Below are 22267 nucleotides of genomic sequence, written 5' to 3' on the forward strand. Positions count from 1 at the left end.
TCCCGGAGCCGGTAGTGTTTATCATGGCCGGCTGCCATGCCGGGAAAAGGGCATTGCGCAGCGTTGTCTTTATTCAAGGAGTCGTTGATGACCGTTTCTTTTGCCGCCAAGGCGTTTGTGCTGTTGCTGTTTCTGGGCAGCACGCTCTATGTGCATTTGCGCGGCAAGGCGCGTTTGCCGGTATTGCGCCAGTTCGTCAACCACTCCGCACTGTTCGCTCCGTACAACGCTTTGATGTACCTGTTCTCCGCAGTGCCCTCCAGGCCGTATCTGGATCGCAGCAAGTTTCCCGAACTGGATGTATTGCGTGACAACTGGGAAACCATCCGCGACGAAGCGATGCACCTGTTTGACGAAGGCTACATTCGCGCCGCCGAGAAGAATAACGATGCCGGTTTCGGTTCGTTTTTCAAGAAAGGCTGGAAGCGTTTCTATCTGAAGTGGTACGACAAACCGCTGCCATCGGCCGAAGCCCTGTGCCCGAAAACCGTGGCGCTGGTCAGCGCCATACCGAACGTCAAGGGAGCGATGTTCGCGCTGCTGCCGGGCGGCAGTCACCTCAACCCGCACCGCGACCCCTTCGCCGGCTCCCTTCGTTATCACTTGGGCCTTTCGACGCCCAACTCCGACGATTGCCGGATCTTTGTCGACGGTCAGGTTTACGCCTGGCGCGACGGCGATGACGTGATGTTCGACGAGACCTACGTGCACTGGGTCAAGAATGAAACCGATCAGACTCGGGTGATTCTGTTCTGCGACATCGAACGTCCACTGAGCAACCGCCTGATGACTCGCATCAATCGCTTCATCAGCAGCTGGCTAGGTCGCGCCACCGCGCCGCAGAATCTTGATGATGAGCGCGTCGGTGGGATCAACCAGGCTTATGCCTGGAGCAAGAACTTCAGCGACCGTTTCAGCGGCGTGGTCAAGCAGTGGAAACGCCGCCATCCCAAGGCTTACCGCGTAATGCGCCCGGTGCTGGCGGTGCTGGTGCTGACGTTGCTGGGGTATTGGTTGTTTGGTTAACGATTGGCCAGAAATAAAAAACCGCTCTTTGGGAGCGGTTTTTATTGATGGTTCAAGGACGGCCGGCGAGCAGGTTGGGCTCATTCACGTCGGTTCCGTTTTCAAGAACCTGCAGAAAACGGCGCTGATTCGCGGATAACTCCAGTCGATCAAGCTTTTCCACCGGCTCGCGCAATTCCTTCTTGCTTGGGGATTTTCTTACGACTTTGCGCATACTCCCTCCCTCAAAGCGGACTTCTGACATGTCGGCTCCCGTAATGGATCGCATCTGCGCAGTCGCAATACCCGCCCGCTTCCTCGCCTCTGACCGATAAACCTGATACCGCAAATACGTCCGTTCCCTTGGCATGTGATCTCTTGCATTCCATGTCTCCTGACAATCCATTGCCACCGCCAATCACCCTAATCATCCCGCCCCAAACTGTCGCTACCGGCCCTTTGCCCAAGTCATTGCAATCTGTGTCCCGGGCTGGTTATAGTCAGCCCGCTTGAGCGCCATGCTCACGCCTTCATTTCCTCAATAAAGATCAGCATCCATGCCTGCATCCCTCATCAACGCGGTAGTCGATTCAGCGGTCAACGCTGGCGTCGTGCCGTGCGGGAATCAGCAGCCGGTGCAGATCAGTCATTACCCTCCACCTGTCAGTAGCACGCCGGTGTGCGCAGTCGTATCGCCGCCGGGCGTTGGTGTTCGGGGCTGATCGGCAGTTTCTGCTGACCCCTGCGCCCGCCGGAAAAACCTACTGAACTTCAGCTTTGGCTGAGTTGGCTTCTTGCCTGACTACAGGTGGTATTCATGTTTGTCCTTTCGAAACAATCCGCGCTCGCGGCGACGTCCACGAGCCTGTTCGTTCTTCTGTGGAGCAGCGGGGCGATTTTCTCCAAGTGGGGCCTGGCCCATGCTTCGCCCTTTGCTTTTCTGCTGATTCGCTTCGCCATCGCCCTGTGCGGGCTGGTGTTGCTGGCGCCACTGCTGAGATTGAAGCTGCCCAAGGGTGGCAAACCCATGCTGTTCGCAATCGCCACCGGCGTGGTGCTGTTGGGCGCCTATCAGATCTTTTATCTGCTGGCATTGAACAGCAAAGTCACACCGGGGGTGATGGCGACGATCATGGGCGTTCAGCCGATCCTCACCGTGGTGCTGATGGAGCGCCAGCGTTCAGCGAGCCGCCTGTTCGGCCTGACGCTGGGGCTGGCCGGGCTGATCATGGTGGTCTATCAGGGTATCGGTCTGGCCGGGATGTCCTGGGCTGGAATGGTATTTGGACTCCTGGCACTGGCGAGCATGACGCTCGGTTCGATCATGCAAAAACGTATCACCGACAACCCGCTTGGCACGCTGCCAGTGCAGTATCTGGCCGGCCTGTTGCTGTGTGCGATCTTCGTACCGTTTCAGCCGTTTCACTTCGAGCACAGCGCAGGCTTCATTATCCCGGTGTTATGGATGGGCCTGGTGGTGTCGGTGCTGGCGACGCTGTTGCTGTATCGACTGATCGCGCGGGGCAATCTGGTGAATGTCACCAGCCTGTTCTATCTGGTGCCGGCGGTCACGGCGGTGATGGATTACCTGATTTTCGGTAATCGGCTGGCGGCGTTGAGCGTGTTGGGAATGCTGCTGATCATTGTTGGATTGGTATTTGTGTTCCGTAAAACCGGATAGCCGATAGGCAGGTGGCGCTTGTTGCGCCGCCTTTCGCGAGCAGGCTCGCTCCCACATTGGAATGTATTTTTCTGTGGGAGCGAGCCTGCTCGCGAATATCTGCGGCAGAAAATCTAACGGGCTGACGCGTTTGCAGGCTTCACCACCGCTGGCTTCAACACCAGCCACAACGCTGCCGCAATCAGGACCCCGCCATAAATGTGCGCCATCGACAACGGCTCATCCAGCAACAACGCCCCCCACAACACGCCGAACGGCGGGATCATGAAGGTCACGGTCATCGATTTCACCGGGCCGATCGAGCTGAGCAGGCGGAAATAGATGATGTAGGCAAACGCCGTGCAACCCAGACCCAAGCCGAGCAGCGACAGCCAGACCTGCCAGCCGCCCCAACTGACCGGTGGCGCAGTGATCGTGCTGTAGGCGAACAATGGCAGCAAAAACAACGTCGCCCCGAGCATGCTGCCCAATGCCGACAAACGGCTGTCCAGCCCACCGGCCTGATCCAGCCAGCGCCGCGCGAGGAAACCGGCAAAGCCGTAGCAAGTGGTCGCCAGCAGGCAGGCGACCGCGCCCATCAGCAGCTGCAGATCGAAGGCCACGGGACCGGCGCGTGTCAGCACGCCGACGCCGAACAGGCCGAGGAACACGCCGCTGAGCTTGGCCGCTGTGAGTTTTTCGCTGAAAAACAGGCCGCCAATCAGCACGCCCATCAGCGGCGTGGTGGCGTTGAAGATCGCCGAATAGCCGGCCGGCAATACCTGGGCGGCAACCGAATACAACGTCGCCGGAATCCCCGAGTTGATCACGCCCAACAGCATCACGGTTTTCAGCTTGCCCTTGAAATCCCAGCTGATGCGCATCAGCCCAAGAATCACCAGCAGCCCGGCGGCCGCGATCGACACGCGAAAGAACCCGGTCGGGATTGTGCCGATCACCGGGGCAATGATGCGCATGAACAGAAAACTCGCGCCCCAGATAGCGGCCAGCGACAACATGCGGAAAATATCGACAGGGCTCACGGCGGGCTCCTTGCTTGATCGGGACGAGAGTGTTGCCGAGCGTCCGGATCATGGCAACCGCTATTCGGGCTTTTAATTCTGCCTGGCGATCTACCTGCCCCAGAAACTCTGTCAGCGGTCGTCCCGGTATCGGTTTTGGCAGAAATTGCGCTTTTCCTGCGGACGGTTCCGTGACTAAGCTCAAACGAATCGATTTCCCGCCGAGGTTTCATTTATGTCGCAGCAATGGCCAGCCACCGAGATCGCCCGGATGATCCTCGCCGGCTTCGACGATTACCGCGAGCATTTCCGCCGCATCACCGATGGCGCGCGGGAGCGCTTCGAACAGGCGCGCTGGCAGGAGGCGCAGGCCGCGTCGGCGGCGCGGATCAGTCTGTATGAGGAAAAGGTTGGCGAAACCGTCGCTCGCCTGCGCGAGTATTTCGACGAAGAGACCCTGATGAACGTCAGCTGCTGGCCGCTGGTGAAAAGCGCCTATATCAGTGTGATCGACCTGCGCTTCGACGATGAGCTGTCCGAAACCTGGTACAACTCGATTTTCTGCGGGCTGTTCAGCCACGACCTGATCAGCGACGGTTGCATGTTCATCCACACCACGCGCCCGAGCCTGCGCCGTGCGCGCGCCGCGCAAACCCGCACGTACAAGCCGCAGGGCCAATTGTCCGGCATGCTCGCAAGTATTTTTTCCGACTACCGCTTCAGCGAGGATTACGCCGATTTGCCCGGCGACTTGCTGCGACTCGAAGCGCAGCTGCGCGAGAACCTGCCGGACTGGGTGTGCAAGGACCCGGAGCTGAGCGTCGAGTTGTTTTCTTCGGTGCTCTACCGCAACAAGGGCGCGTATCTGGTCGGGCGCATTTACACCCGCGACGAGCAATGGCCGCTGGTGATTCCTCTGTTGCACCGCGAAGGGCAGGGTATTCAGATCGACGCGTTGATCACCGACGAAGCCGATGTGTCGATCATCTTCTCTTTTACCCGTTCGTATTTCATGGTCGATGTCCCGGTGCCAGCGGAGTTCATCGGTTTTCTGCGGCGCATCCTGCCGGGCAAGCACATCGCCGAGCTGTACACCTCGATCGGCTTCTACAAGCACGGCAAGTCGGAGTTTTACCGCGCGCTGATCAATCACCTGGCCAACACCGACGATCAGTTCATCATGGCCCCCGGCGTGCGCGGCATGGTCATGAGCGTGTTCACCCTGCCGGGTTTCAACACCGTGTTCAAAATCATCAAGGACCGTTTCTCACCGTCGAAGAACGTCGACCGCGCCACGGTGATCGAAAAGTACCGACTGGTGAAAAGCGTCGATCGGGTCGGGCGCATGGCCGATACCCAGGAGTTTGCCGATTTTCGTTTTCCGCTGAGCAAGTTCGATCCGGCGTGTCTGGAGGAATTGCTTGAGGTGGCGCCATCCACGGTTTCGGTCGAAGGCGAAACCGTGCTGATCCGCCACTGCTGGACCGAACGCCGGATGACCCCGCTCAATCTATACCTGGAAAACGCCAATGACGCGCAAGTGCGCGAAGCGCTGGAAGATTACGGTCTGGCGATCAAGCAACTGGCGGCGGCGAATATTTTTCCCGGCGACATGTTGCTGAAGAACTTCGGCGTCACTCGCCACGGCCGGGTGGTGTTTTACGACTACGACGAAATCTGCTTCCTGACCGAAGCCAACTTCCGCCGCATCCCGGCCCCACGCACGCCCGAGGACGAAATGGCCTCCGAGCCGTGGTACTCGATCGGCCCGCTTGACGTCTTTCCCGAAGAGTTTCCGCCGTTTCTGTTCGCCGATGCCGGACAGCGCAAGTTGTTCGATCAGTTGCATGGCGAGTTGTACAACGCCGATTACTGGAAGGGCTTGCAGGAGGCGATTCGGGCGGGGAAGGTCATTGACGTCTTCCCATACCGGCGCAAGGGCCGCGATAACGAATAACAACACATTGTAGGAGCTGCCGAAGGCTGCGATCTTTTGATCTTGATCTTCAAAAGCAAAATCAAGAGATCGCAGCCTTCGGCAGCTCCTACAGGGGAAGCAGGCCAATCGGAGGCAAATCTGCGACAATCCGCCCCCTGCATTAATAGACGACCGAATTGCCTACCCGATGACCGACGAATCGCCCTCCATCGACAAACTGCTGAAAAACCTCGATCACGCCATGCTCGCCGACCGTCACCGGCTGCGGCGGCAGTTGCTTGAGCTGCGCAAGAAACCCGATGAGGCCAAACTGGCCCAGTGGATAGCGCGGATGCAGGCGTCCTGTGACCAGGTGCTGGCGCGCCGCGCGAGCCTGCCGGTGATTCGTTACGACGACAGTTTGCCGATCGCGGCCAAGCGCGACGAAATCAAAAAGGCCCTGGAGCAACATCAGGTGCTGATCATCGCCGGCGAAACCGGTTCGGGCAAAACCACCCAGTTGCCGAAGATCTGCCTGGAAATCGGTCGCGGTCAGCACGGTCTGATCGGCCACACCCAGCCGCGCCGGATTGCCGCGCGTAGCGTCGCCAGCCGTGTCGCCGAAGAACTCGGCACGCCGCTCGGAGCGCTGGTCGGCTATCAGGTGCGTTTTGAAGATCAAAGCGATTCCAACACCCTGATCAAACTGATGACCGACGGTATTCTGCTGGCGGAAACCCAGAACGACCGCTATCTGGAACGCTACGACACGATCATCGTCGACGAAGCCCACGAACGCAGCCTCAACATCGACTTCCTCCTCGGCTACCTGAAAACCCTGCTGCCACGCCGTCCCGACCTGAAGGTCATCATCACTTCGGCGACCATCGATCTGGAGCGCTTCTCCAAGCATTTCGATGACGCGCCGATCGTCGAAGTGTCGGGTCGTACCTTCCCGGTGGAAACCTGGTATCGGCCGCTGACGCTGGAGCAGGACGAAGAGGGCAACCGGGTCGAGGACGACCTCACCGTCGATCAGGCGATCCTCGCCACCCTCGACGAAATCGCCGCCTACGAGCGCAGCGAACGGCGCAGCCCCGGCGATGTGCTGGTGTTCCTGCCCGGCGAGCGCGAGATTCGCGATGCTGCCGACATGCTGCGCAAGGCCCAGCTCAAGCACACTGAAATCCTGCCGCTGTACGCGCGCCTGTCGCCGGCTGAACAGCAGCGGATTTTCCAGTCGCACCCGGGCCGCCGCGTGGTACTGGCGACCAACGTCGCCGAAACCTCGCTGACCGTGCCGGGCATTCGCTATGTGATTGACAGCGGCACCGCGCGCATCAGCCGTTACAGCTACCGCGCCAAGGTGCAGCGCTTGCCGATCGAGGCGATTTCCCAGGCCAGCGCCAATCAGCGTAAAGGTCGTTGCGGGCGGGTCGAGCCGGGCATCTGCGTGCGTTTGTACAGCGAAGAGGATTTCCTTGGTCGCCCGGAATTTACCGATCCGGAAATCCTGCGTACCAACCTCGCCGCCGTCATTTTGCAGATGCTGCATCTGCGCCTCGGCGAAATCACCGCGTTCCCGTTTATCGAGCCGCCGGACGGCAAGGCGATCAGCGACGGTTTCAACCTGCTGCAAGAGCTTTCGGCGGTGGATCGCAATAGCCAGCTGACGCCGCTCGGACGCCAGTTGGCGCGCTTGCCGGTCGACCCGCGCATGGGCCGCATGCTCCTCGAAGCGGCCAAGCTCGGCAGTCTGCAGGAAGTGCTGATCGTCGCCAGCGCCATGTCGATTCAGGACCCGCGCGAGCGTCCTCCGGAGCGTCAGCAAGCGGCGGATCAGGCCCATGCGCAATGGAAGGATCCGGACTCCGACTTCGCCGGGCTGGTCAATCTGTGGCGTGGTTTTGAAGAGCAGCGCCAAGCGCTGACCGCCAATCCGCTGCGCAATTGGTGCCGGAAAAATTTCCTCAACTATTTGCGTCTGCGCGAGTGGCGTGATTCCCATCGTCAGTTAAGTCTGATCTGCCGCGACATGCAGCTGAGCCTGAACAAAGAGCCGGCCGATTATCCGAAGCTGCACAAAGCGGTGCTGGTCGGATTGCTCAGCCAGATCGGCCAGAAAACCGAAGACGGCGATTACCTCGGCGCGCGGCAACGGCGCTTCTGGATTCATCCGTCGTCGGGCATCGGCAAGAAACGCCCGCAGTGGCTGATGACCGCCGAACTGGTAGAAACCACCAAGCTTTACGCGCGCATGGTCGCCAAGATCGACGCCGACTGGATCGAGCCGCTGGCCGGGCACCTGATCAAGAAGAACCACTTCGAGCCGCATTGGGAAAAGAAGCGCGGCCAGGTCGTCGCCTACGAGCAGATCACCCTGTTCGGCCTGATCGTCGTCGGTCGCCGCCCGGTGCATTACGGCCCGGTCGATCCGGTGGTATCCCGGGAGCTGTTTATCCGCGAAGGCCTGGTGCGCGGCGAGATTCAGTCGCGGGCCAAGTGCCTGAGCGCCAATCAGAAACTGCTCGAGCAGCTCGACGAACTCGAGGCCAAGGCGCGCCGGCGCGACATTCTCGCCGACGAAGAAACCCTCTATGCCTTCTACGATGCGCGCCTGCCGGCGGAGATCCATCAGACCGCGACCTTCGACAGTTGGTACAAGGTCAACAGCCAGAAAGACCCGCAGCTGCTGATCATGCGCGAGGAAGACGTGCTGGCCCGCGAGGCCAGCGAAGTCACCGACCGTGATTACCCGGACACGCTGCACATCGGCGATCTGGAACTGGCGCTGACCTATCACTTCGAACCCAATCACCCGCGTGATGGGGTGACCTTGCGCGTGCCGGCGCCGTTGCTGCCGATGTTGCCGCCGGAGCGTCTGGAATGGCTGGTACCGGGGCTGATCGAGGCCAAGTGCATTGCCCTCGTGCGCAACTTGCCGAAGGCCCTGCGCAAGAACTTCGTGCCGGTGCCGGACTTCATCAAGGCCGCGTTGCAGCGCATGACTTTCGCCGAAGGTTCGCTGCCGCAAGCGCTCGGTCGCGAGCTGCTGCGCATGACTGGCGCGCGGGTCAGTGATGAGGCGTGGGCGGAAGCGGCGCAGCAGGTTGAAAGCCATCTGCGCATGAACCTGGAAATCGTCGATGGCCAGGGCAAGTTCCTCGGCGAAGGTCGCGATCTGGCCGAGCTGACCGCACGCTTCGCCGAAGCCAGCCAGGCCGCGCTGGCGGTGCCGCAGAGTGCGAAAAGTCAGCAGCCGGTCGAGGCGAAAATCTTTGCGCCGGTGGCGGAAAAGACCCAGCAGAAGATCGCCGGGCTGTCGATGACGGTGTACCCGGCGCTGGTGGAAGAGGGCGGCACGGTCAAGGAGGGGCGCTTCTCGACTCCGGCCGAGGCCGAGTTCCAGCACCGTCGCGCCTTGCAGCGTTTGCTCATGCAGCAACTGGCCGAGCCGGCAAAATTCCTCCGTGGCAAGTTGCCCGGGCAGACTGAGCTGGGCCTGCTGTACCGCGAACTGGGCCGCGTCGATGCGCTGGTCGAAGACATTCTGCTGGCCAGCCTCGACAGCTGCATTCTCGAAGGCGAAGACCCGTTGCCCCGGGATGGCGCCGGATTGGCGGCATTGGCCGAGCGAAAGCGCGGCAACTGGACCGAGCACGCCGAGCGGGTTGCGCGGCTGACGCTGGAAATCCTCAAGATCTGGCACGGTCTGCAAAAACGCTTCAAGGGCAAGATCGATCTTGCCCAGGCAGTGGCGTTGAACGACATCAAGCAGCAGATCGGCAATCTGGTCTATCCGGGCTTCGTCCGCGAGACGCCGATGCAGTGGCTCAAGGAGCTGCCGCGTTATCTGAAAGCGGTCGAGCAGCGTTTCGAGAAACTCGGCGCGCAGGTGCAGAAAGATCGGGTCTGGAGCGGCGAACTCGCTGGCCTGTGGGCGCAATACCAGAGTCGCGCGGCCAAGCATGCGCAGGAAGGCAAGCGCGATCCGCAGTTGGAGTTGTACCGCTGGTGGCTGGAGGAATACCGCGTGTCGCTGTTCGCCCAGCAGTTGGGCACCAAAGTGCCGATTTCCGACAAGCGCCTGAGCAAACAGTGGAGTCAGGTCGAACCCTGACTTCGCGCCTTGCAACGGTCCTGTAGGAACTGCCGAAGGCTGCGATCTCTTGATCTTGATCTTGATCTTGATCTTTAAAAAGCAAAATCAAAAGATCGCTGCCTTCGGCAGCTCCTACAGGGATCGCGTGAGCAGGAGAAAGGCGCCAAAATTCTGGGTTTATGGCAAACTTCGCCACCATAACCCGCCGTTTCGCGACCCAGAGCCTTCGGCCGTGTCGCGCTGCGGAATAAAACGATGCCAGGTTTGCGTCCCCCGGATGGGAATAGACCCTTTGCGTGTTGGTACGACGGTTCCAGCACTTTCTGCCTGAACAGATTAGAGAAACGACCATGCATAACGTCGTCATCAGCGGCACCGGCCTGTACACACCGGCCAACAGCATCTCCAACGAAGAGCTGGTGCAGTCTTTCAATACCTACGTCGCCCAGTTCAACGCCGATAACGCCGAGGCCATTGCCAGCGGTGAAGTCCAGGCCCTGACCGAATCCAGCGCTGCGTTTATCGAAAAAGCCTCGGGCATCAAGAGCCGTTTTGTCATGGACAAGGACGGCATCCTCGATCCGAAACGCATGGCCCCGCGCCTGCCCGAGCGTTCCAACGATGAATGGTCGGTGCTCTGCCAGATGGCCGTTGGCGCTGCCGAACAAGCCCTGCAACGAGCCGGCAAAACCGCAGCCGACATCGACGGTGTGATCGTTGCCTGTTCCAATCTGCAACGTGCCTACCCGGCCATCGCCATCGAAGTCCAGGAAGCGCTCGGCATCGAAGGTTTCGGTTTCGACATGAACGTGGCGTGTTCTTCCGCCACCTTCGGCATTCAGGCCGCCGCCAATAGCGTGCAACTGGGCCAGGCGCGGGCGATCCTGATGGTCAACCCGGAAGTCTGCACCGGGCACCTGAACTTCCGTGATCGCGACAGCCACTTCATATTCGGTGATGCCGCGACTGCGGTGATCATCGAACGCGCGGATCTGGCGACCTCTGAGTACCAGTTCGACGTGGTCAGCACCAAACTGCTGACCAAGTTCTCCAACAACATCCGCAACAACTTCGGCTTCCTCAACCGTGCGGCAGAACAGGGCATCGGCGCCCGCGACAAGCTGTTCGTGCAGGAAGGCCGCAAGGTGTTCAAGGATGTCTGCCCGATGGTCGCCGAACTGATTGGCGAGCATCTTGAAGAGAACCAGCTCAACGTTGGCGACGTGAAGCGCTTCTGGCTGCATCAGGCCAACCTGAGCATGAACCACCTGATCGTGCGCAAGCTGCTCGGCCGTGAAGCCACCGAAGAAGAAGCGCCGGTGATTCTCGACAGCTACGCCAACACCAGCTCGGCCGGTTCTGTCATCGCCTTCCACAAATACCAGGATGATCTGGCCTCGGGTTCGCTGGCGGTGCTCAGTTCGTTCGGCGCCGGTTACTCGATTGGTAGCGTGTTGCTGCGCAAACGCTAAAACAGGTTAATTTCCCCTTAATCGCGTCGATCTTTCCTACATTCGAAGCGAGTGAAACGCTGTAATTTTTCGGACGTCGCGGCAGGTGGACACCTGCCGCGTTCATTTTCGAAGTCCGGACAAGGGGATTGATGGATGGCGGCTGACGACACCCAACTGCTCACGCGCCTGCTGGCGGGGGAGCAAAAGGCTTTCAAGGAATTGGTCACCACGTATCAGAGCGCCATGCGCGCTGTGGCTTATGCGATTGTCGGCCAGCGTCATGTCGAAGAAGTGGTGCAGGATGCCTGGCTGTCGGTGGTCCGCCATCTGGCCAGCTTCGAAGGCCGCTCCAGCCTCAAGACCTGGTTGCTGACCATTACCGCCAACTCGGCCAAAAGTCGCTACAAACTCAATCGTCGGGAAGTTTTGCTCGATGACCTGCCATCGCCCCACGGCACCATCGATGACGATCGATTCTCATCCAGCGATGGTCATTGGCTGGTCGCGCCATTCGCCTGGCATCAGGACACCCCCGAAGCGCTGCTCACCGAAGACGAACTGCGCGAATGTCTCGAACATACGTTGCTGAGTCTTTCCGAGTTGCAGAGCAGTGTGTTGCTGTTGCGCGAACGCCAGGGCCTGGAGCTGGAAGAGATCTGTAATCTTCTGGAGATTTCGCTCTCCAATGTCCGCGTGCTGCTGCACAGGGCACGCTTGAAGGTCTTTGCGACCGTGGAACATTTTGAGGAGACAGGAGAATGTTGACCTGCAAGGAGCAAGTGGCACGATCCAGCGATTATCTCGACGGCCAACTGAGCTTTCGCGAGACGCTGATGGTGCGTCATCACCTGTTGTTCTGCCCCAACTGCCGACGCTTCATGCGACAGATGCGCGTGATGCAGGCGACACTCAAGGCGCTGCCGGAACAACCGGACGAGAATGTCGATGCGCTGGCTGAACGCTTGGCCGACCAACGACGAAAAGATAATTCACCGTAGGAGCTGTCGAGTGAAACGAGGCTGCGATCTTTTGATCTTGTTTTCAGGATCAAGATCAAAAGATCGCAGCCTTCGGCAGCTCCTACAGGTGCAGCTTCAAGCTTCAAGCCTCAAGCTGCAAGTAAAGGCATTCACTCGCAGCTCTTGGCTTGCAGCTTGCAGCTTGTAGCTGTTTTTCTTAGAACTTCGCTTCAGCATCCAGCTGCAGGGTGTTGGCATCTGCATCGCGTTGGCTGCGGCTGGCGAAGTCGGCCTTGGTCAGGAAGTACGTGGCGCCGACGGCGAAGTTCTTGTCGATGTCGTAACCGACCTTGAACTTGTGCCCGCGCGAACCGGTGGTGCCGTTGGCGAAGTCGGAGTCGGTGAACGCGCCGACCACGGCATTGCGCTGCACGTCGCGATAGTTGTAGTCGAGGTTGAAGCCGAAGACTTTCGACTTCGCGCCGAGCAACCATGCGGTGTCCTGATCGGTCACGGCATCGTTGTTCTTCACGTACTGACCGTAGAACGACAGCGGCATTGGCAGGCCGCCGATGTCGATCTGGCTGAACCCTTCATACAGACGGAATTCGTTGTCGGCCGAGTTGCCGTTGACTGCCAGCGCGCACGGCGTCGAGGTGCCGGTGCAGCGGCTGTCATCGTCGTTCTGGTAGGCGTAGACGCTGCCGCCGACGGTCATCTTCAGGTTGTCAGTGATGTTGAAACGGCTGCCCAGCTGGCCAGCGGTCAGGCGCAGGTCGTGACGGAATTGCACGCCGTCGCCGTCAACGTTGTCCTTGAGGTTGTAGTTACCCAGGCTGCCGAACAGCTCGGCGCTGCCGCCCAGTGGGTATTTGTAGGTAACGGCCAGACCTTCCGGGTTGATGTCGCTGTCCCAGATCACGTCACCCATGCTCACCCACGGTTGCAGCATCTTGCCGCCGATCACGTGCAGGTTCTTGATCTGATCCGGGTGGTAGTCGATGTAGCCGAGGTCGAGCCAGATCTGCTTCTTGTCGAAGTAGTTGTCCTGATCCTGGTTGGTCGAGCGCGCGTCGTCACCGCCGCCAGTGGCGATACGGATGCCTGTGTCGACTTGCGGGTTGATCTCGGTGTAGGCGCCCAGACGCGCACGGATGCGCTGGCGGTCCTTGTCGCGACCGCCATTGTTCGGCTCGCCGTCGATCTTGATGGTTTCCTGACGGATACGTACGTCGCCCTTGAACTGGGTCTTGGCCGCCCACGCCAGTTTCTGGTCAAACAGGCTCTGTTCGTTGGTCTTCTTGGCGACCGCCGCTACTTGTTCGTTGGTTTCCTGCTGCGCCTGTTGGGCGATTTGCTGAGCCTTCTGATCCTTGGCCAGTTCTGTTTGCAGCTCGATGTACTGCGCCTGGGAAATCGACCCGTTGGCCTTGAGCATGTCGAGCAGTTTGGCGTCGACTGCAGCACTGGCCGGAACGCTCATGGCCAGCAACAAGCCGCCGCACAGGGCCGCTGCAGTTTTCGTGGAAGCAAGACGCATAGCAATCTCCGAAGATGAAGGGGATGGCTGAACCATCCTGGGCACAACCGGCTGAAGGCCGGAAAACTGTGTCCGGGTTAGAACCCGGCGCTCTAAAAACAGGCGCCAGTATCGCGATGGTTTATGACAGAGCGGTGGCACAGTGATGGCAGGTTGATGACGATACGCATCAGGCGTGAACTATCGACCTAGAGCGCTGTCGGCCGATTGAACGTGTGCAACGGGGTCGCGATCAGCGATACTCGCCGGGCTTTGTCGCCAAGCTGTGGAGTGCCAGTGAATGCCGTTGCAACGCCTGCAAGACCTGTCAGAAATCGCCCCGGCCACTTGGGATGCGCTGGTGCCGGACAACCAGCCGTTTCTGCGCCACGCCTTTCTCAGTGCGCTGGAAGACAGTGGCAGTGTTGGCCCGCATTCAGGCTGGCAGCCCGAACATTTACTGCATATCGAAGGTGATCGACTGATCGCCGCGCTGCCCAGTTATCGCAAGTGGCATTCGTACGGCGAGTACGTCTTCGATCACGGCTGGGCCGATGCCTGCGCGCGTGCCGGCATCGATTACTACCCCAAACTGTTGACCGCCGTGCCCTTCAGTCCGGTCAGCGGCCCGCGCTTGCTGGCGGCAAAAGTGCAGGACGGTTTCGAGTTGCTGAAAAGCCTTCCGGGCTATTTGCAGATCGAAGAGCTGTCCAGCGCGCACATCAATTTCACTGATCCGTTTACCGATGCGGCGATGGCCGAGCAGCCGGGCTGGCTGCAGCGTATCGGCTGTCAATATCACTGGCAGAACCGTGAGTACCGCGACTTTCAGGACTTCCTCGACGCCCTCAGCTCACGCAAGCGCAAGCAGATGCGCAAGGAACGTGAGCAGGTGGCGGGGCAGGGTTTTGAGTTCGAGTGGCTGGAGGGGCGTGAGCTGGACGAAGCACAGTGGGATTTTGTTTACGCCTGCTATGCCAACACCTACGCGGTGCGGCGTCAGGCGCCGTACCTGACGCGCGAGTTCTTCAGTCTGCTGGCTGAACGCATGCCCGAAATGATTCGCGTGGTCCTGGCCAAACAGGGCTCACGGCCGGTGGCAATGGCGTTCAGTCTGGTCGGTGGCGACAGCTTTTATGGACGTTATTGGGGCTGCCTGGCTGAGTTTGATCGGCTGCATTTCGAGACGTGTTTTTATCAGGGTATGGATTACGCGATCGCCCATGGCATCCAGCGTTTCGATGCCGGGGCGCAGGGCGAGCACAAGTTGATTCGCGGGTTTGAACCGGTGATCACCCATTCCTGGCACTACCTGCGGCATCCGGGTTTGAAAGCGGCGGTCAAGGATTTCCTCCAGCAGGAACGCGCCGGGGTTCTGGCGTATGCCGAAGAGGCGAGAACGGCGTTGCCCTATCGCCAAACCTAGTTCCAGATCCTCTGTGGGAGCGAGCCTGCTCGCGAAAGCGTCGGGTCAGTGACGAATTTGTCGCTGATCCACCGCATTCGCGAGCAGGCTCGCTCCCACAGGTTTTTCACTGGACCGCCAGGCATCAATCGATGCCGACAAATCCTCCGGTCTGGTGCGCCCACAAGCGCGCATACAGGCCGCGATGGGCGAGCAGTTCGGCGTGGGTGCCGCTTTCGGCGATCTTGCCGTTCTCCAGTACTACCAGGCGGTCCATGCGCGCGATGGTCGAGAGGCGGTGGGCGATGGCGATCACGGTTTTGCCCTGCATCAAGGTCTCGAGGCTTTCCTGAATCGCTGCTTCGACTTCCGAATCCAGCGCCGAGGTGGCTTCGTCCATGATCAGGATCGGCGCGTCCTTGAGCAGCACCCGCGCGATCGCGATGCGCTGGCGCTGACCACCCGACAGTTTCACCCCGCGCTCACCGACATGCGCATCGAAGCCGGTGCGGCCTTCAGCGTCGGACAGCAGCGGAATGAACTCATCGGCGCGAGCCTTGTGCACCGCCTCCCACAGTTCGGCGTCGCTGGCGTCGGGCTTGCCGTAAAGCAAGTTGTCGCGGATCGAGCGGTGCAGCAGCGAGGTGTCCTGAGTGATCATGCCGATCCGCGCGCGCAGGCTTTCCTGGCCGACTTCGGCGATGTTCTGTCCATCGATCAGGATGCGCCCGCCCTCGACGTCGTACAGGCGCAGCAACAGGTTGACCAAGGTTGATTTGCCGGCGCCGGACGGGCCGATCAAACCGATTTTTTCCCCCGGTTTGATGTGCAGGTTGAGGTCGCCGATGATCCCGCGCTTCTTGCCGTAGTGAAAATCCACGTGCTCGAAACGTACTTCGCCACGGGCCACTTGCAGGGGTTTGGCCTGCTCGTGATCGGTGACGCTGACCGGTTGCGAAATCGTCCGCAGACCGTCCTGAACCATGCCGATGTTTTCGAAGATCCCGGTGACCACCCACATGATCCAGCCGGACATGTTGACGATGCGGATCACCAGGCCGGTGGCCAGGGCAATCGCGCCGACGGTGATCAGCGACTGCGTCCACAACCACAGCGCCAGCGCGGTGGTACCGACGATCAACAGGCCGTTCATGGTGGTGATCGCCACGTCCATGCTGGTCACCACGCGACCGGCCATTTGCGCTTTGACGGTCTGTTCTTCGATCGCTTCCTTGGCGTAGTGCTGTTCGAAATTGGTGTGGGCAAACAGTTTCAGCGTGGCGATGTTGGTGTAGCCATCGACGATGCGTCCCATCAGTTTCGAGCGCGCGTCGGAGGCTTCCACCGAGCGCTCTTTCACGCGCGGCACGAAGTAATACAGCGCGCCGATGTAAGCGACGATCCAGGTCAGCAGCGGGATCATCAGGCGCCAGTCGGCTTCGGCGAACAGCACCAGCGAACTGATCGCATAGATCACCACGTGCCACAGCGCATCGACTGCTTGCACGGCAGAGTCACGCAGCGAGTTGCCGGTCTGCATGATGCGCTGGGCGATGCGCCCGGCGAAGTCGTTCTGGAAGAAGTTCAGGCTCTGCTTGAGCACGTAGCTGTGGTTCTGCCAGCGGATCATGCTGGTCATGCCGGGGCTCAATGTCTGGTGCACCAGCAAGTCGTGCAGGGCGAAGAAGATCGGTCGCAGCACCAGGGCGACCACCAGCATCCAGGTCAATTCAAGGGCGTGGTCGCTGAAGAAATTCGGGTTGGGTGTGCCCTGCGCCAGATCGATGATGCGGCTCAGGTAACTGAACAGCGCCACTTCGATCAGGGACGCAAACAAGCCGATGACGAGCAGGGCGGCGAAACTCGGCCAGACCTGCTTCAGGTAATAGATATAGAAGGGCCAGACGCGGTCTGGAGGGGACGCCGTCGGGGCGTCGCGGAAGATATCGATCAGTTGTTCGAAACGGCGATAGAGCATCAGATAACCGCCCGGAATCCGGGCTCTCCTTTTATCAGTGCGAGCGGCGCAGGCTCAGCCTCACGCCGCTCGATATGCCCGGCGAAACTCAGTCGATGCGCTTGGCCGACTTGATGATCACAGGGTCGACAGGCACGTTTTGCATGCCTTGTTTGGTGGTGGTCGGCGAGTTGACGATGATGTCGACGACATCCATGCCCTTGACCACTTTGGCGAACACCGCGTAACCGGCGTCACGGCCCGGATCGAGGAAGGCGTTGTCGGCAACGTTGATGAAGAACTGACTGGTGGCCGAATCAGGGTTGGAAGTGCGCGCCATCGACAGGGTGCCACGAACGTTGTGCAGGCCATTGCTGGCTTCGTTCTTGATCGGCGCCTTGGTTTCTTTTTGTTGCATCTGCTGGGTGAAGCCGCCGCCCTGAGCCATGAAGCCCGGGATCACGCGGTGGAAAATGGTGTTGTTGTAGAAGCCGCTGTCGACGTATTCAAGGAAGTTCTTCGTGCTGATCGGCGCCTTGACCGGGTCCAGTTCGATTTCGATCTGGCCGTTGGTGGTGTCCAGCAGCACGTGGGGCGCCTTGGCCGGGGTGGCAGCCATCAGGTTGGCGGCAAACAGTACGGAGCCGGCGGCGAGGGCGAGTTTTTTCAGCATGGGTCAGTGATCCTGAGAGTGAAGGTCGGCTGTGGCGAGAAAATCCAGCAGCGTTTGATTGAAGCGTTCGGGTTGATCGAGCGGGGTGGCATGGCGCGAATCGTCGATGACCACCAGCCGCGCATCCGGTAGCAGTTTTACATAGGTTTCCTTTAACGCCACCGGGGTGTAGTCACGGTCGGCGCTGATGACGAGCGTTGGACAGGACACCCGGGAAAGTCGTTCCTGAACGCCCCAGCCGACAATCGCATCAAAGCTGGCGAGATAAGCACGTTTGTCGTTTTTTGCCCAGCGTTCGGCCATTTTCCGTCGCAGATCGGCCTGTTCCGGCTTGGGAAAAAGTTTGCTGCCGAGGGCTTTGCCGATGGTTTCCAGGCTGAGCAGGCGCATCAGGCTCCAGCGTTTGAACCACTGCCAGTAGTCGTCACGTGTGCGCAATTTGACCTGTGGTGCGCTGTTGACGATTGTCAGGCTCTTGAGCGCTTGCGGCTGATCGACGGCCAGCTGAAAGCCGATCATCCCGCCCATCGACAGCCCGACGTAGTGCACCGGACCGAGGCTCAGGTGTTCGATCAAGGCCAGCAGGTCGGCGCTGAATGCGGCGATGCTGTAGCGCTCGCGGGGTTTGTCCGAGCGCCCGTGGCCGCGAATGTCCGGGACGATCACCCGGTAGTGCGCGGCCAGCGCGGGGATCTGCATTTCCCAGTCCAGTGTGCTCGAGCCGAGCCCGTGGACCAGCAGCAACGGCGCACCGTGGCCATATTCCTCGTAGTGCAGGTTGCAACCTTCGTGCTCGAAATACGCCATCGGTGAACTCCGTGTCAGGCTTGTTCGGGGGCGGCGAACGGTGCGTCCAGCGGCAAGGTGTCGAAGGTGCGCAACAGCTCGATGAGGATTTGTGTGGCCGGGCCCAGGGGTTTGTCCTTGTTCGAATACAGATAGAAGCTCGAATTGCGACTGCCACCCCGATCCAACGGTAGCAGCTTGAGCGAACCATCCTTGAGTTCCCGGTCGATCATGTGCCGCGGCAGCCAGGCAAAACCCAGGCCGCTGCTGACAAAAGTCGCGGCGGTGGCGAGGCTGCCGACGGTCCAGCGCTGTTCGGCGCCGAGCCAGCCGACATCGCGTGGCTGCTGGCGGCCGGAGTCGCGGATCACCACTTGCATCTGGGTTTCCAGATCCTGAAAGCTCAGCTCGCGGTTGAGCCGATGAAGCGGATGATCAGGATGGGCGACGGCGACGAACTCGACATCGCTCAACTCCGCACCCAGGTAGCCGGGAATGCTCAGGCCGGTGATTGCCAAGTCCGCCACGCCTTCGAGCAGCACTTCCTCGACCCCCGACAACACTTCCTCGCGCAGACGCACGCGGCAGCCGCGACTCTGCGGCATGAATGCGGTCAGGGCGCGGACGATCCGCGCGCTCGGGTAGGCCGCATCGACCACCAGCCGCACTTCGGCTTCCCAGCCTTGTTCCATGTGATGGGCCAGGTCTTCGAGTTGGCTGGCCTGTTTGACCAATTGCCGCGAACGGCGCAGCAATACGCCGCCGGCTTCGGTGAGCACTGCCTTGCGCCCGTCGATGCGCAGCAACGGCACGCCGAGCTGATCCTGCATGCGGGCGACGGTGTAGCTCACCGACGATTGCGAACGGTGCAGGGCCTCGGCGGCCTGGGCGAATCCGCCGTGGTCGACCACGGCCTGCAACGTTCGCCATTGATCAAGGGTCACGCGGGGCGCTTTCATCAATAGCTCCTCTTGTCCTAAGCTGGCCGTCCCTCATGGAGACTGCCGAATGAAAAAATTCTGTTGTGTGGTGCTGGCGCTGCTGCCGTTGACCGCGTTTGCCTATCCGATCGATGTGCAAAAGGATCTCAACGGCATGAAGATCGACTTCGAGACGTTCGATACCGACAACGACATCGGCTCGATCCGCGTGGCCAATTACGGTGATGTCGATGCGACCTGCCGTGCGGTATTCAGCAACGGCCCGGAAGCACCGCGCACGCGCAGCATCGATGTCCCGGCCGGCAAGCATAAAAACGCCACGGCCAAGTTCACCCGCGAAATCATCAAGCTGCGCATCAAACTGACCTGCACCCCGAAATAACACCGGATCCATTGAATGACATTGGATTCATTGTGGGAGCGGGCTTGCTCGCGAAGGCGGCACGTCATTCAAAGATGATGTGGCTGAAACTCCGCCTTCGCGAGCAAGCCCGCTCTCATACGGGAATATGGGTTTAGCTTATAAACGAATTTATCGATGGATTACAGCGGATATTTGCGCTTTTTCATCGATTCGACTCTGTTTAACCTTCACTCCATCGACTTACAACATTCTCGGATGGAGGCTACACACCATGTCCCGCGTTCTGATCATCGAAAGCAGTGCCCGCCAGCAAGACTCGGTTTCCCGTCAACTGACCCAGACTTTCATCGCTCAGTGGAAAGCCGCGCATCCTGCCGATCAGATCACCGTGCGTGACCTCGCTGTGAACCCGGTGCCGCATCTGGACGCCAACTTGCTCGGTGGCTGGATGAAGCCCGCCGAACAGCGCAACGACAGCGAACAGGCGTCGCTGGATCGTTCCAACCAATTGACTGATGAACTGCTCGCCGCCGACGTGCTGGTGATGGCTGCACCGATGTACAACTTTGCGATCCCGAGCACGCTCAAGGCTTGGCTCGATCATGTGCTGCGCGCCGGGGTGACCTTCAAGTACACCGAAACCGGTCCGCAAGGTCTGCTCAACGGCAAGCGCGCCTTTGTCCTGACCGCTCGCGGTGGTGTGTATGCCGGTGGCCCTGCGGATCACCAGGAACCGTACCTGCGGCAAGTGATGGGTTTCATCGGCATCAACGACGTGACCTTCATCCATGCCGAGGGCATGAACCTGGGCGGTGACTTCCAGGAGAAGGGCCTGAATCAGGCCAACGCCAAATTGTCTCAGGTCGCTTGATCGGTTAATCGCCAGATAATCGCTGGATGGTCTAGTGACCTGGCGCAACCCCTTCAAGGTTCCACGCGCATCGAACCTCCCTTTGCACTTTTGCTCCTGAGTGCTGTAGCCCGATTGAACGCTTTAGCGAGATCGGGCTTTTTTTTGTCTGTATTTTTTGAACGCCGCAAAACTCTTTGTGGGAGCGGGCTTGCTCGCGAAGGCGGTGTGTCAGAAAAGTATCCGCCGTCTGACACGTAGCCTTCGCGAGCAAGCCCGCTCCCACAGGAAGTTTTGTCATGCCGGCCTTCGCGGTGAGGGAAAAAACCGCTATCGTCGCCGCCATTCGAATTTCGAGGCGAGCATGGGCTATCTACTTTTTGTGACGCTGATCCAGGCGTTTTCCTTCAGTCTGATCGGCGAATACCTGGCCGGGCATGTCGACAGTTACTTTGCGGTGCTGGTGCGTGTAGTGCTGGCCGGATTGGTGTTCATTCCGTTGACGCGCTGGCGTTCGGTGGAGCCGGCGTTCATGCGTGGCATGTTGCTGATCGGTGCGCTGCAGTTTGGTGTGACTTACGTCTGCCTGTACCTGAGTTTCCGCGTGCTGACGGTGCCGGAGGTGTTGCTGTTCACCATTCTCACGCCGCTGCATGTGACCTTGATCGAGGATGCGCTGAACCGCCGATTCAACCCATGGGCTCTGATTGCCGCGCTGGTGGCAGTCGGCGGTGCGGCGGTGATTCGTTTCGACAGCATCAGTCCAGACTTCTTCATGGGCTTCCTGCTGCTGCAACTGGCCAACTTCACCTACGCCGCCGGGCAAGTTCTGTACAAGCATCTGGTAGCCAAGCATCCGAGCGATCTGCCGCATTACCGGCGCTTCGGTTATTTCTACCTGGGCGCACTGGCGGTGGTGTTGCCGGCGTTTCTGCTGTTCGGCAAGTCGAATTTTCTCCCGGAAGCGCCTCTGCAATGGGCGGTGTTGCTGTTCCTTGGACTGGTTTCGACGGCGTTGGGCTTGTACTGGTGGAACAAAGGCGCGTGCATGGTCAATGGCGGCACGCTGGCGGTGATGAATAACCTGCACGTGCCGGTGGGGTTGCTGTTGAATCTGCTGATCTGGAATCAGCATGAGGAACTGGGGCGGTTGTTCCTTGGCGGGGGTGTGATCCTGGCGGCTGTGTGGATCAGCCGGTTGGGTATCCGCAAAGCCGCGGCCATCGCATAACGTCTGACTGACAAATCCCCTTGTGGGAGCGGGCTTGCGGGTGTTCAGGAATTTTTGGGCGAACCACAGAACCTGTGGGAGTGGGCTTGCCCACGAAGGCGGCGGGACAGTCGGCCCTTCGATACCTGACACTCCGCCTTCGCGAGCAGGCTCGCTCCCACACTGGATAAAGAGTGTTCAGATTTTTGGGGCAAGCCACTGGGTTTTTGGGTGTTCAGGAATTTTTTGGGCGCGCAACAGAACCTGTGGGAGTGGGCTTGCTCACGAAGGCGTCAGGACAGTCGGCCCTTCAATACCTGACACTCCGCCTTCGCGAGCAGGCTCGCTCCCACATTGGATAAAGAGTGTTCAGGAATTTTTGGGCAAGCCACTGGGTTTTTGGGTGTTCAGAATTTTGGGGCAAGCCACTAGGTTTTTGGAT

The 22267-nt window shown here is 59.8% G+C and carries 18 protein-coding genes; 11 read left to right on the top strand and 7 right to left on the bottom strand.

The genetic code is table 11. The features are described from left to right. The first annotated feature begins 87 nt into the window (after positions 1–87). On the top strand, positions 88–1026 hold the full coding sequence (locus tag AB4N53_RS00210) for an aspartyl/asparaginyl beta-hydroxylase domain-containing protein (RefSeq protein WP_460125022.1): 939 nt from the start codon (positions 88–90) through the stop codon (positions 1024–1026). 52 nt (positions 1027–1078) lie between these two features. On the opposite strand, the gene AB4N53_RS00215 is transcribed toward AB4N53_RS00210, so the two are convergent. After that, positions 1079–1240 (bottom strand): hypothetical protein, encoded by a 162-nt coding sequence (locus AB4N53_RS00215; protein WP_434768083.1) that lies wholly within the window; start codon positions 1238–1240, stop codon positions 1079–1081. 582 nt (positions 1241–1822) lie between these two features. On the opposite strand from AB4N53_RS00215, the gene AB4N53_RS00220 reads away from it, so the two are divergent. Beyond that, on the top strand, positions 1823–2686 hold the full coding sequence (locus tag AB4N53_RS00220) for a DMT family transporter (RefSeq protein WP_460125026.1): 864 nt from the start codon (positions 1823–1825) through the stop codon (positions 2684–2686). 113 nt (positions 2687–2799) lie between these two features. On the opposite strand, the gene AB4N53_RS00225 is transcribed toward AB4N53_RS00220, so the two are convergent. Next, complete coding sequence (locus AB4N53_RS00225; protein WP_460125029.1) at positions 2800–3708, bottom strand: DMT family transporter; 909 nt, start codon at positions 3706–3708, stop codon at positions 2800–2802. A 214-nt stretch (positions 3709–3922) separates the two neighbouring features. On the opposite strand from AB4N53_RS00225, the gene aceK reads away from it, so the two are divergent. The 5 genes from aceK (at position 3923) to AB4N53_RS00250 (ending at position 12159) form a co-directional block, all read left to right on the top strand. Next, positions 3923–5644, top strand: coding sequence for a bifunctional isocitrate dehydrogenase kinase/phosphatase (gene aceK / locus AB4N53_RS00230; RefSeq protein WP_460125032.1), 1722 nt, complete (start codon positions 3923–3925; stop codon positions 5642–5644). Between the two features lie 169 nt (positions 5645–5813). After that, entirely contained in the window at positions 5814–9725 is a 3912-nt protein-coding gene (hrpA, locus tag AB4N53_RS00235) for an ATP-dependent RNA helicase HrpA (RefSeq protein WP_460125035.1), read from the top strand. 332 nt (positions 9726–10057) lie between these two features. Beyond that, positions 10058–11179, top strand: coding sequence for a beta-ketoacyl-ACP synthase III (locus AB4N53_RS00240; protein WP_460125039.1), 1122 nt, complete (start codon positions 10058–10060; stop codon positions 11177–11179). Positions 11180–11314: 135 nt separating this feature from the next. Further along, positions 11315–11926, top strand: a complete 612-nt coding sequence (locus AB4N53_RS00245) for an RNA polymerase sigma factor (RefSeq protein WP_460125042.1) — start codon at positions 11315–11317, stop codon at positions 11924–11926. After that, entirely contained in the window at positions 11920–12159 is a 240-nt protein-coding gene (locus AB4N53_RS00250; protein ID WP_460125047.1) for an anti-sigma factor family protein, read from the top strand. The genes AB4N53_RS00245 and AB4N53_RS00250 overlap by 7 nt, the downstream gene beginning before the upstream one ends. A 178-nt stretch (positions 12160–12337) precedes the next feature. Here AB4N53_RS00250 and AB4N53_RS00255 read toward each other — a convergent pair whose 3' ends face one another. Beyond that, entirely contained in the window at positions 12338–13660 is a 1323-nt protein-coding gene (locus AB4N53_RS00255) for a putative porin (RefSeq protein WP_016771204.1), read from the bottom strand. A gap of 280 nt (positions 13661–13940) precedes the next feature. On the opposite strand from AB4N53_RS00255, the gene AB4N53_RS00260 reads away from it, so the two are divergent. Beyond that, positions 13941–15065 carry a GNAT family N-acetyltransferase gene (locus AB4N53_RS00260; RefSeq protein WP_460125051.1) on the top strand — a complete coding sequence of 375 codons (1125 nt, stop codon included), beginning with the start codon at positions 13941–13943 and terminating at the stop codon, positions 15063–15065. Positions 15066–15189: 124 nt separating this feature from the next. Here the strand turns inward: AB4N53_RS00260 and AB4N53_RS00265 are convergent, their stop codons facing one another. The 4 genes from AB4N53_RS00265 to AB4N53_RS00280 form a co-directional block, all read right to left on the bottom strand. Then, positions 15190–17022 carry an ABC transporter ATP-binding protein gene (locus AB4N53_RS00265; RefSeq protein ID WP_460125054.1) on the bottom strand — a complete coding sequence of 611 codons (1833 nt, stop codon included), beginning with the start codon at positions 17020–17022 and terminating at the stop codon, positions 15190–15192. A gap of 88 nt (positions 17023–17110) precedes the next feature. Beyond that, on the bottom strand, positions 17111–17674 hold the full coding sequence (locus tag AB4N53_RS00270; RefSeq protein ID WP_129998979.1) for a peptidylprolyl isomerase: 564 nt from the start codon (positions 17672–17674) through the stop codon (positions 17111–17113). Positions 17675–17677: 3 nt separating this feature from the next. Further along, complete coding sequence (locus AB4N53_RS00275; RefSeq protein ID WP_460125058.1) at positions 17678–18481, bottom strand: alpha/beta fold hydrolase; 804 nt, start codon at positions 18479–18481, stop codon at positions 17678–17680. A 14-nt stretch (positions 18482–18495) separates the two neighbouring features. After that, entirely contained in the window at positions 18496–19419 is a 924-nt protein-coding gene (locus AB4N53_RS00280; RefSeq protein WP_016771199.1) for a LysR family transcriptional regulator, read from the bottom strand. A 49-nt stretch (positions 19420–19468) separates the two neighbouring features. On the opposite strand from AB4N53_RS00280, the gene AB4N53_RS00285 reads away from it, so the two are divergent. The 3 genes from AB4N53_RS00285 to AB4N53_RS00295 all read left to right on the top strand — a co-directional run bounded on the left by AB4N53_RS00285 (position 19469) and on the right by AB4N53_RS00295 (position 21846). After that, a complete protein-coding gene (locus tag AB4N53_RS00285; RefSeq protein ID WP_129998982.1) occupies positions 19469–19783 on the top strand; it encodes a 3-phosphoglycerate kinase in 315 nt (104 codons plus the stop codon). A 253-nt stretch (positions 19784–20036) separates the two neighbouring features. After that, entirely contained in the window at positions 20037–20636 is a 600-nt protein-coding gene (locus tag AB4N53_RS00290; protein WP_329516067.1) for an FMN-dependent NADH-azoreductase, read from the top strand. Between the two features lie 343 nt (positions 20637–20979). Beyond that, entirely contained in the window at positions 20980–21846 is an 867-nt protein-coding gene (locus AB4N53_RS00295; protein WP_460125065.1) for a carboxylate/amino acid/amine transporter, read from the top strand. Positions 21847–22267: the final 421 nt, after the last annotated feature.

It is taken from the genome of Pseudomonas sp. H3_E04 (genome assembly GCF_054668915.1).

Bases quoted from the DNA above. Each gene is read 5' to 3' on its own strand.
- AB4N53_RS00210 (WP_460125022.1), top strand. From the start codon at position 88: ATGACCGTTTCTTTTGCCGCCAAGGCGTTTGTGCTGTTGCTGTTTCTG.
- AB4N53_RS00215 (WP_434768083.1), bottom strand. From the start codon at position 1,240: ATGCGCAAAGTCGTAAGAAAATCCCCAAGCAAGAAGGAATTGCGCGAG.
- AB4N53_RS00220 (WP_460125026.1), top strand. From the start codon at position 1,823: ATGTTTGTCCTTTCGAAACAATCCGCGCTCGCGGCGACGTCCACGAGC.
- aceK (WP_460125032.1), top strand. From the start codon at position 3,923: ATGTCGCAGCAATGGCCAGCCACCGAGATCGCCCGGATGATCCTCGCC.
- hrpA (WP_460125035.1), top strand. From the start codon at position 5,814: ATGACCGACGAATCGCCCTCCATCGACAAACTGCTGAAAAACCTCGAT.
- AB4N53_RS00240 (WP_460125039.1), top strand. From the start codon at position 10,058: ATGCATAACGTCGTCATCAGCGGCACCGGCCTGTACACACCGGCCAAC.
- AB4N53_RS00245 (WP_460125042.1), top strand. From the start codon at position 11,315: ATGGCGGCTGACGACACCCAACTGCTCACGCGCCTGCTGGCGGGGGAG.
- AB4N53_RS00250 (WP_460125047.1), top strand. From the start codon at position 11,920: ATGTTGACCTGCAAGGAGCAAGTGGCACGATCCAGCGATTATCTCGAC.
- AB4N53_RS00255 (WP_016771204.1), bottom strand. From the start codon at position 13,660: ATGCGTCTTGCTTCCACGAAAACTGCAGCGGCCCTGTGCGGCGGCTTG.
- AB4N53_RS00260 (WP_460125051.1), top strand. From the start codon at position 13,941: ATGCCGTTGCAACGCCTGCAAGACCTGTCAGAAATCGCCCCGGCCACT.
- AB4N53_RS00265 (WP_460125054.1), bottom strand. From the start codon at position 17,022: ATGCTCTATCGCCGTTTCGAACAACTGATCGATATCTTCCGCGACGCC.
- AB4N53_RS00270 (WP_129998979.1), bottom strand. From the start codon at position 17,674: ATGCTGAAAAAACTCGCCCTCGCCGCCGGCTCCGTACTGTTTGCCGCC.
- AB4N53_RS00275 (WP_460125058.1), bottom strand. From the start codon at position 18,481: ATGGCGTATTTCGAGCACGAAGGTTGCAACCTGCACTACGAGGAATAT.
- AB4N53_RS00280 (WP_016771199.1), bottom strand. From the start codon at position 19,419: ATGAAAGCGCCCCGCGTGACCCTTGATCAATGGCGAACGTTGCAGGCC.
- AB4N53_RS00285 (WP_129998982.1), top strand. From the start codon at position 19,469: ATGAAAAAATTCTGTTGTGTGGTGCTGGCGCTGCTGCCGTTGACCGCG.
- AB4N53_RS00290 (WP_329516067.1), top strand. From the start codon at position 20,037: ATGTCCCGCGTTCTGATCATCGAAAGCAGTGCCCGCCAGCAAGACTCG.
- AB4N53_RS00295 (WP_460125065.1), top strand. From the start codon at position 20,980: ATGGGCTATCTACTTTTTGTGACGCTGATCCAGGCGTTTTCCTTCAGT.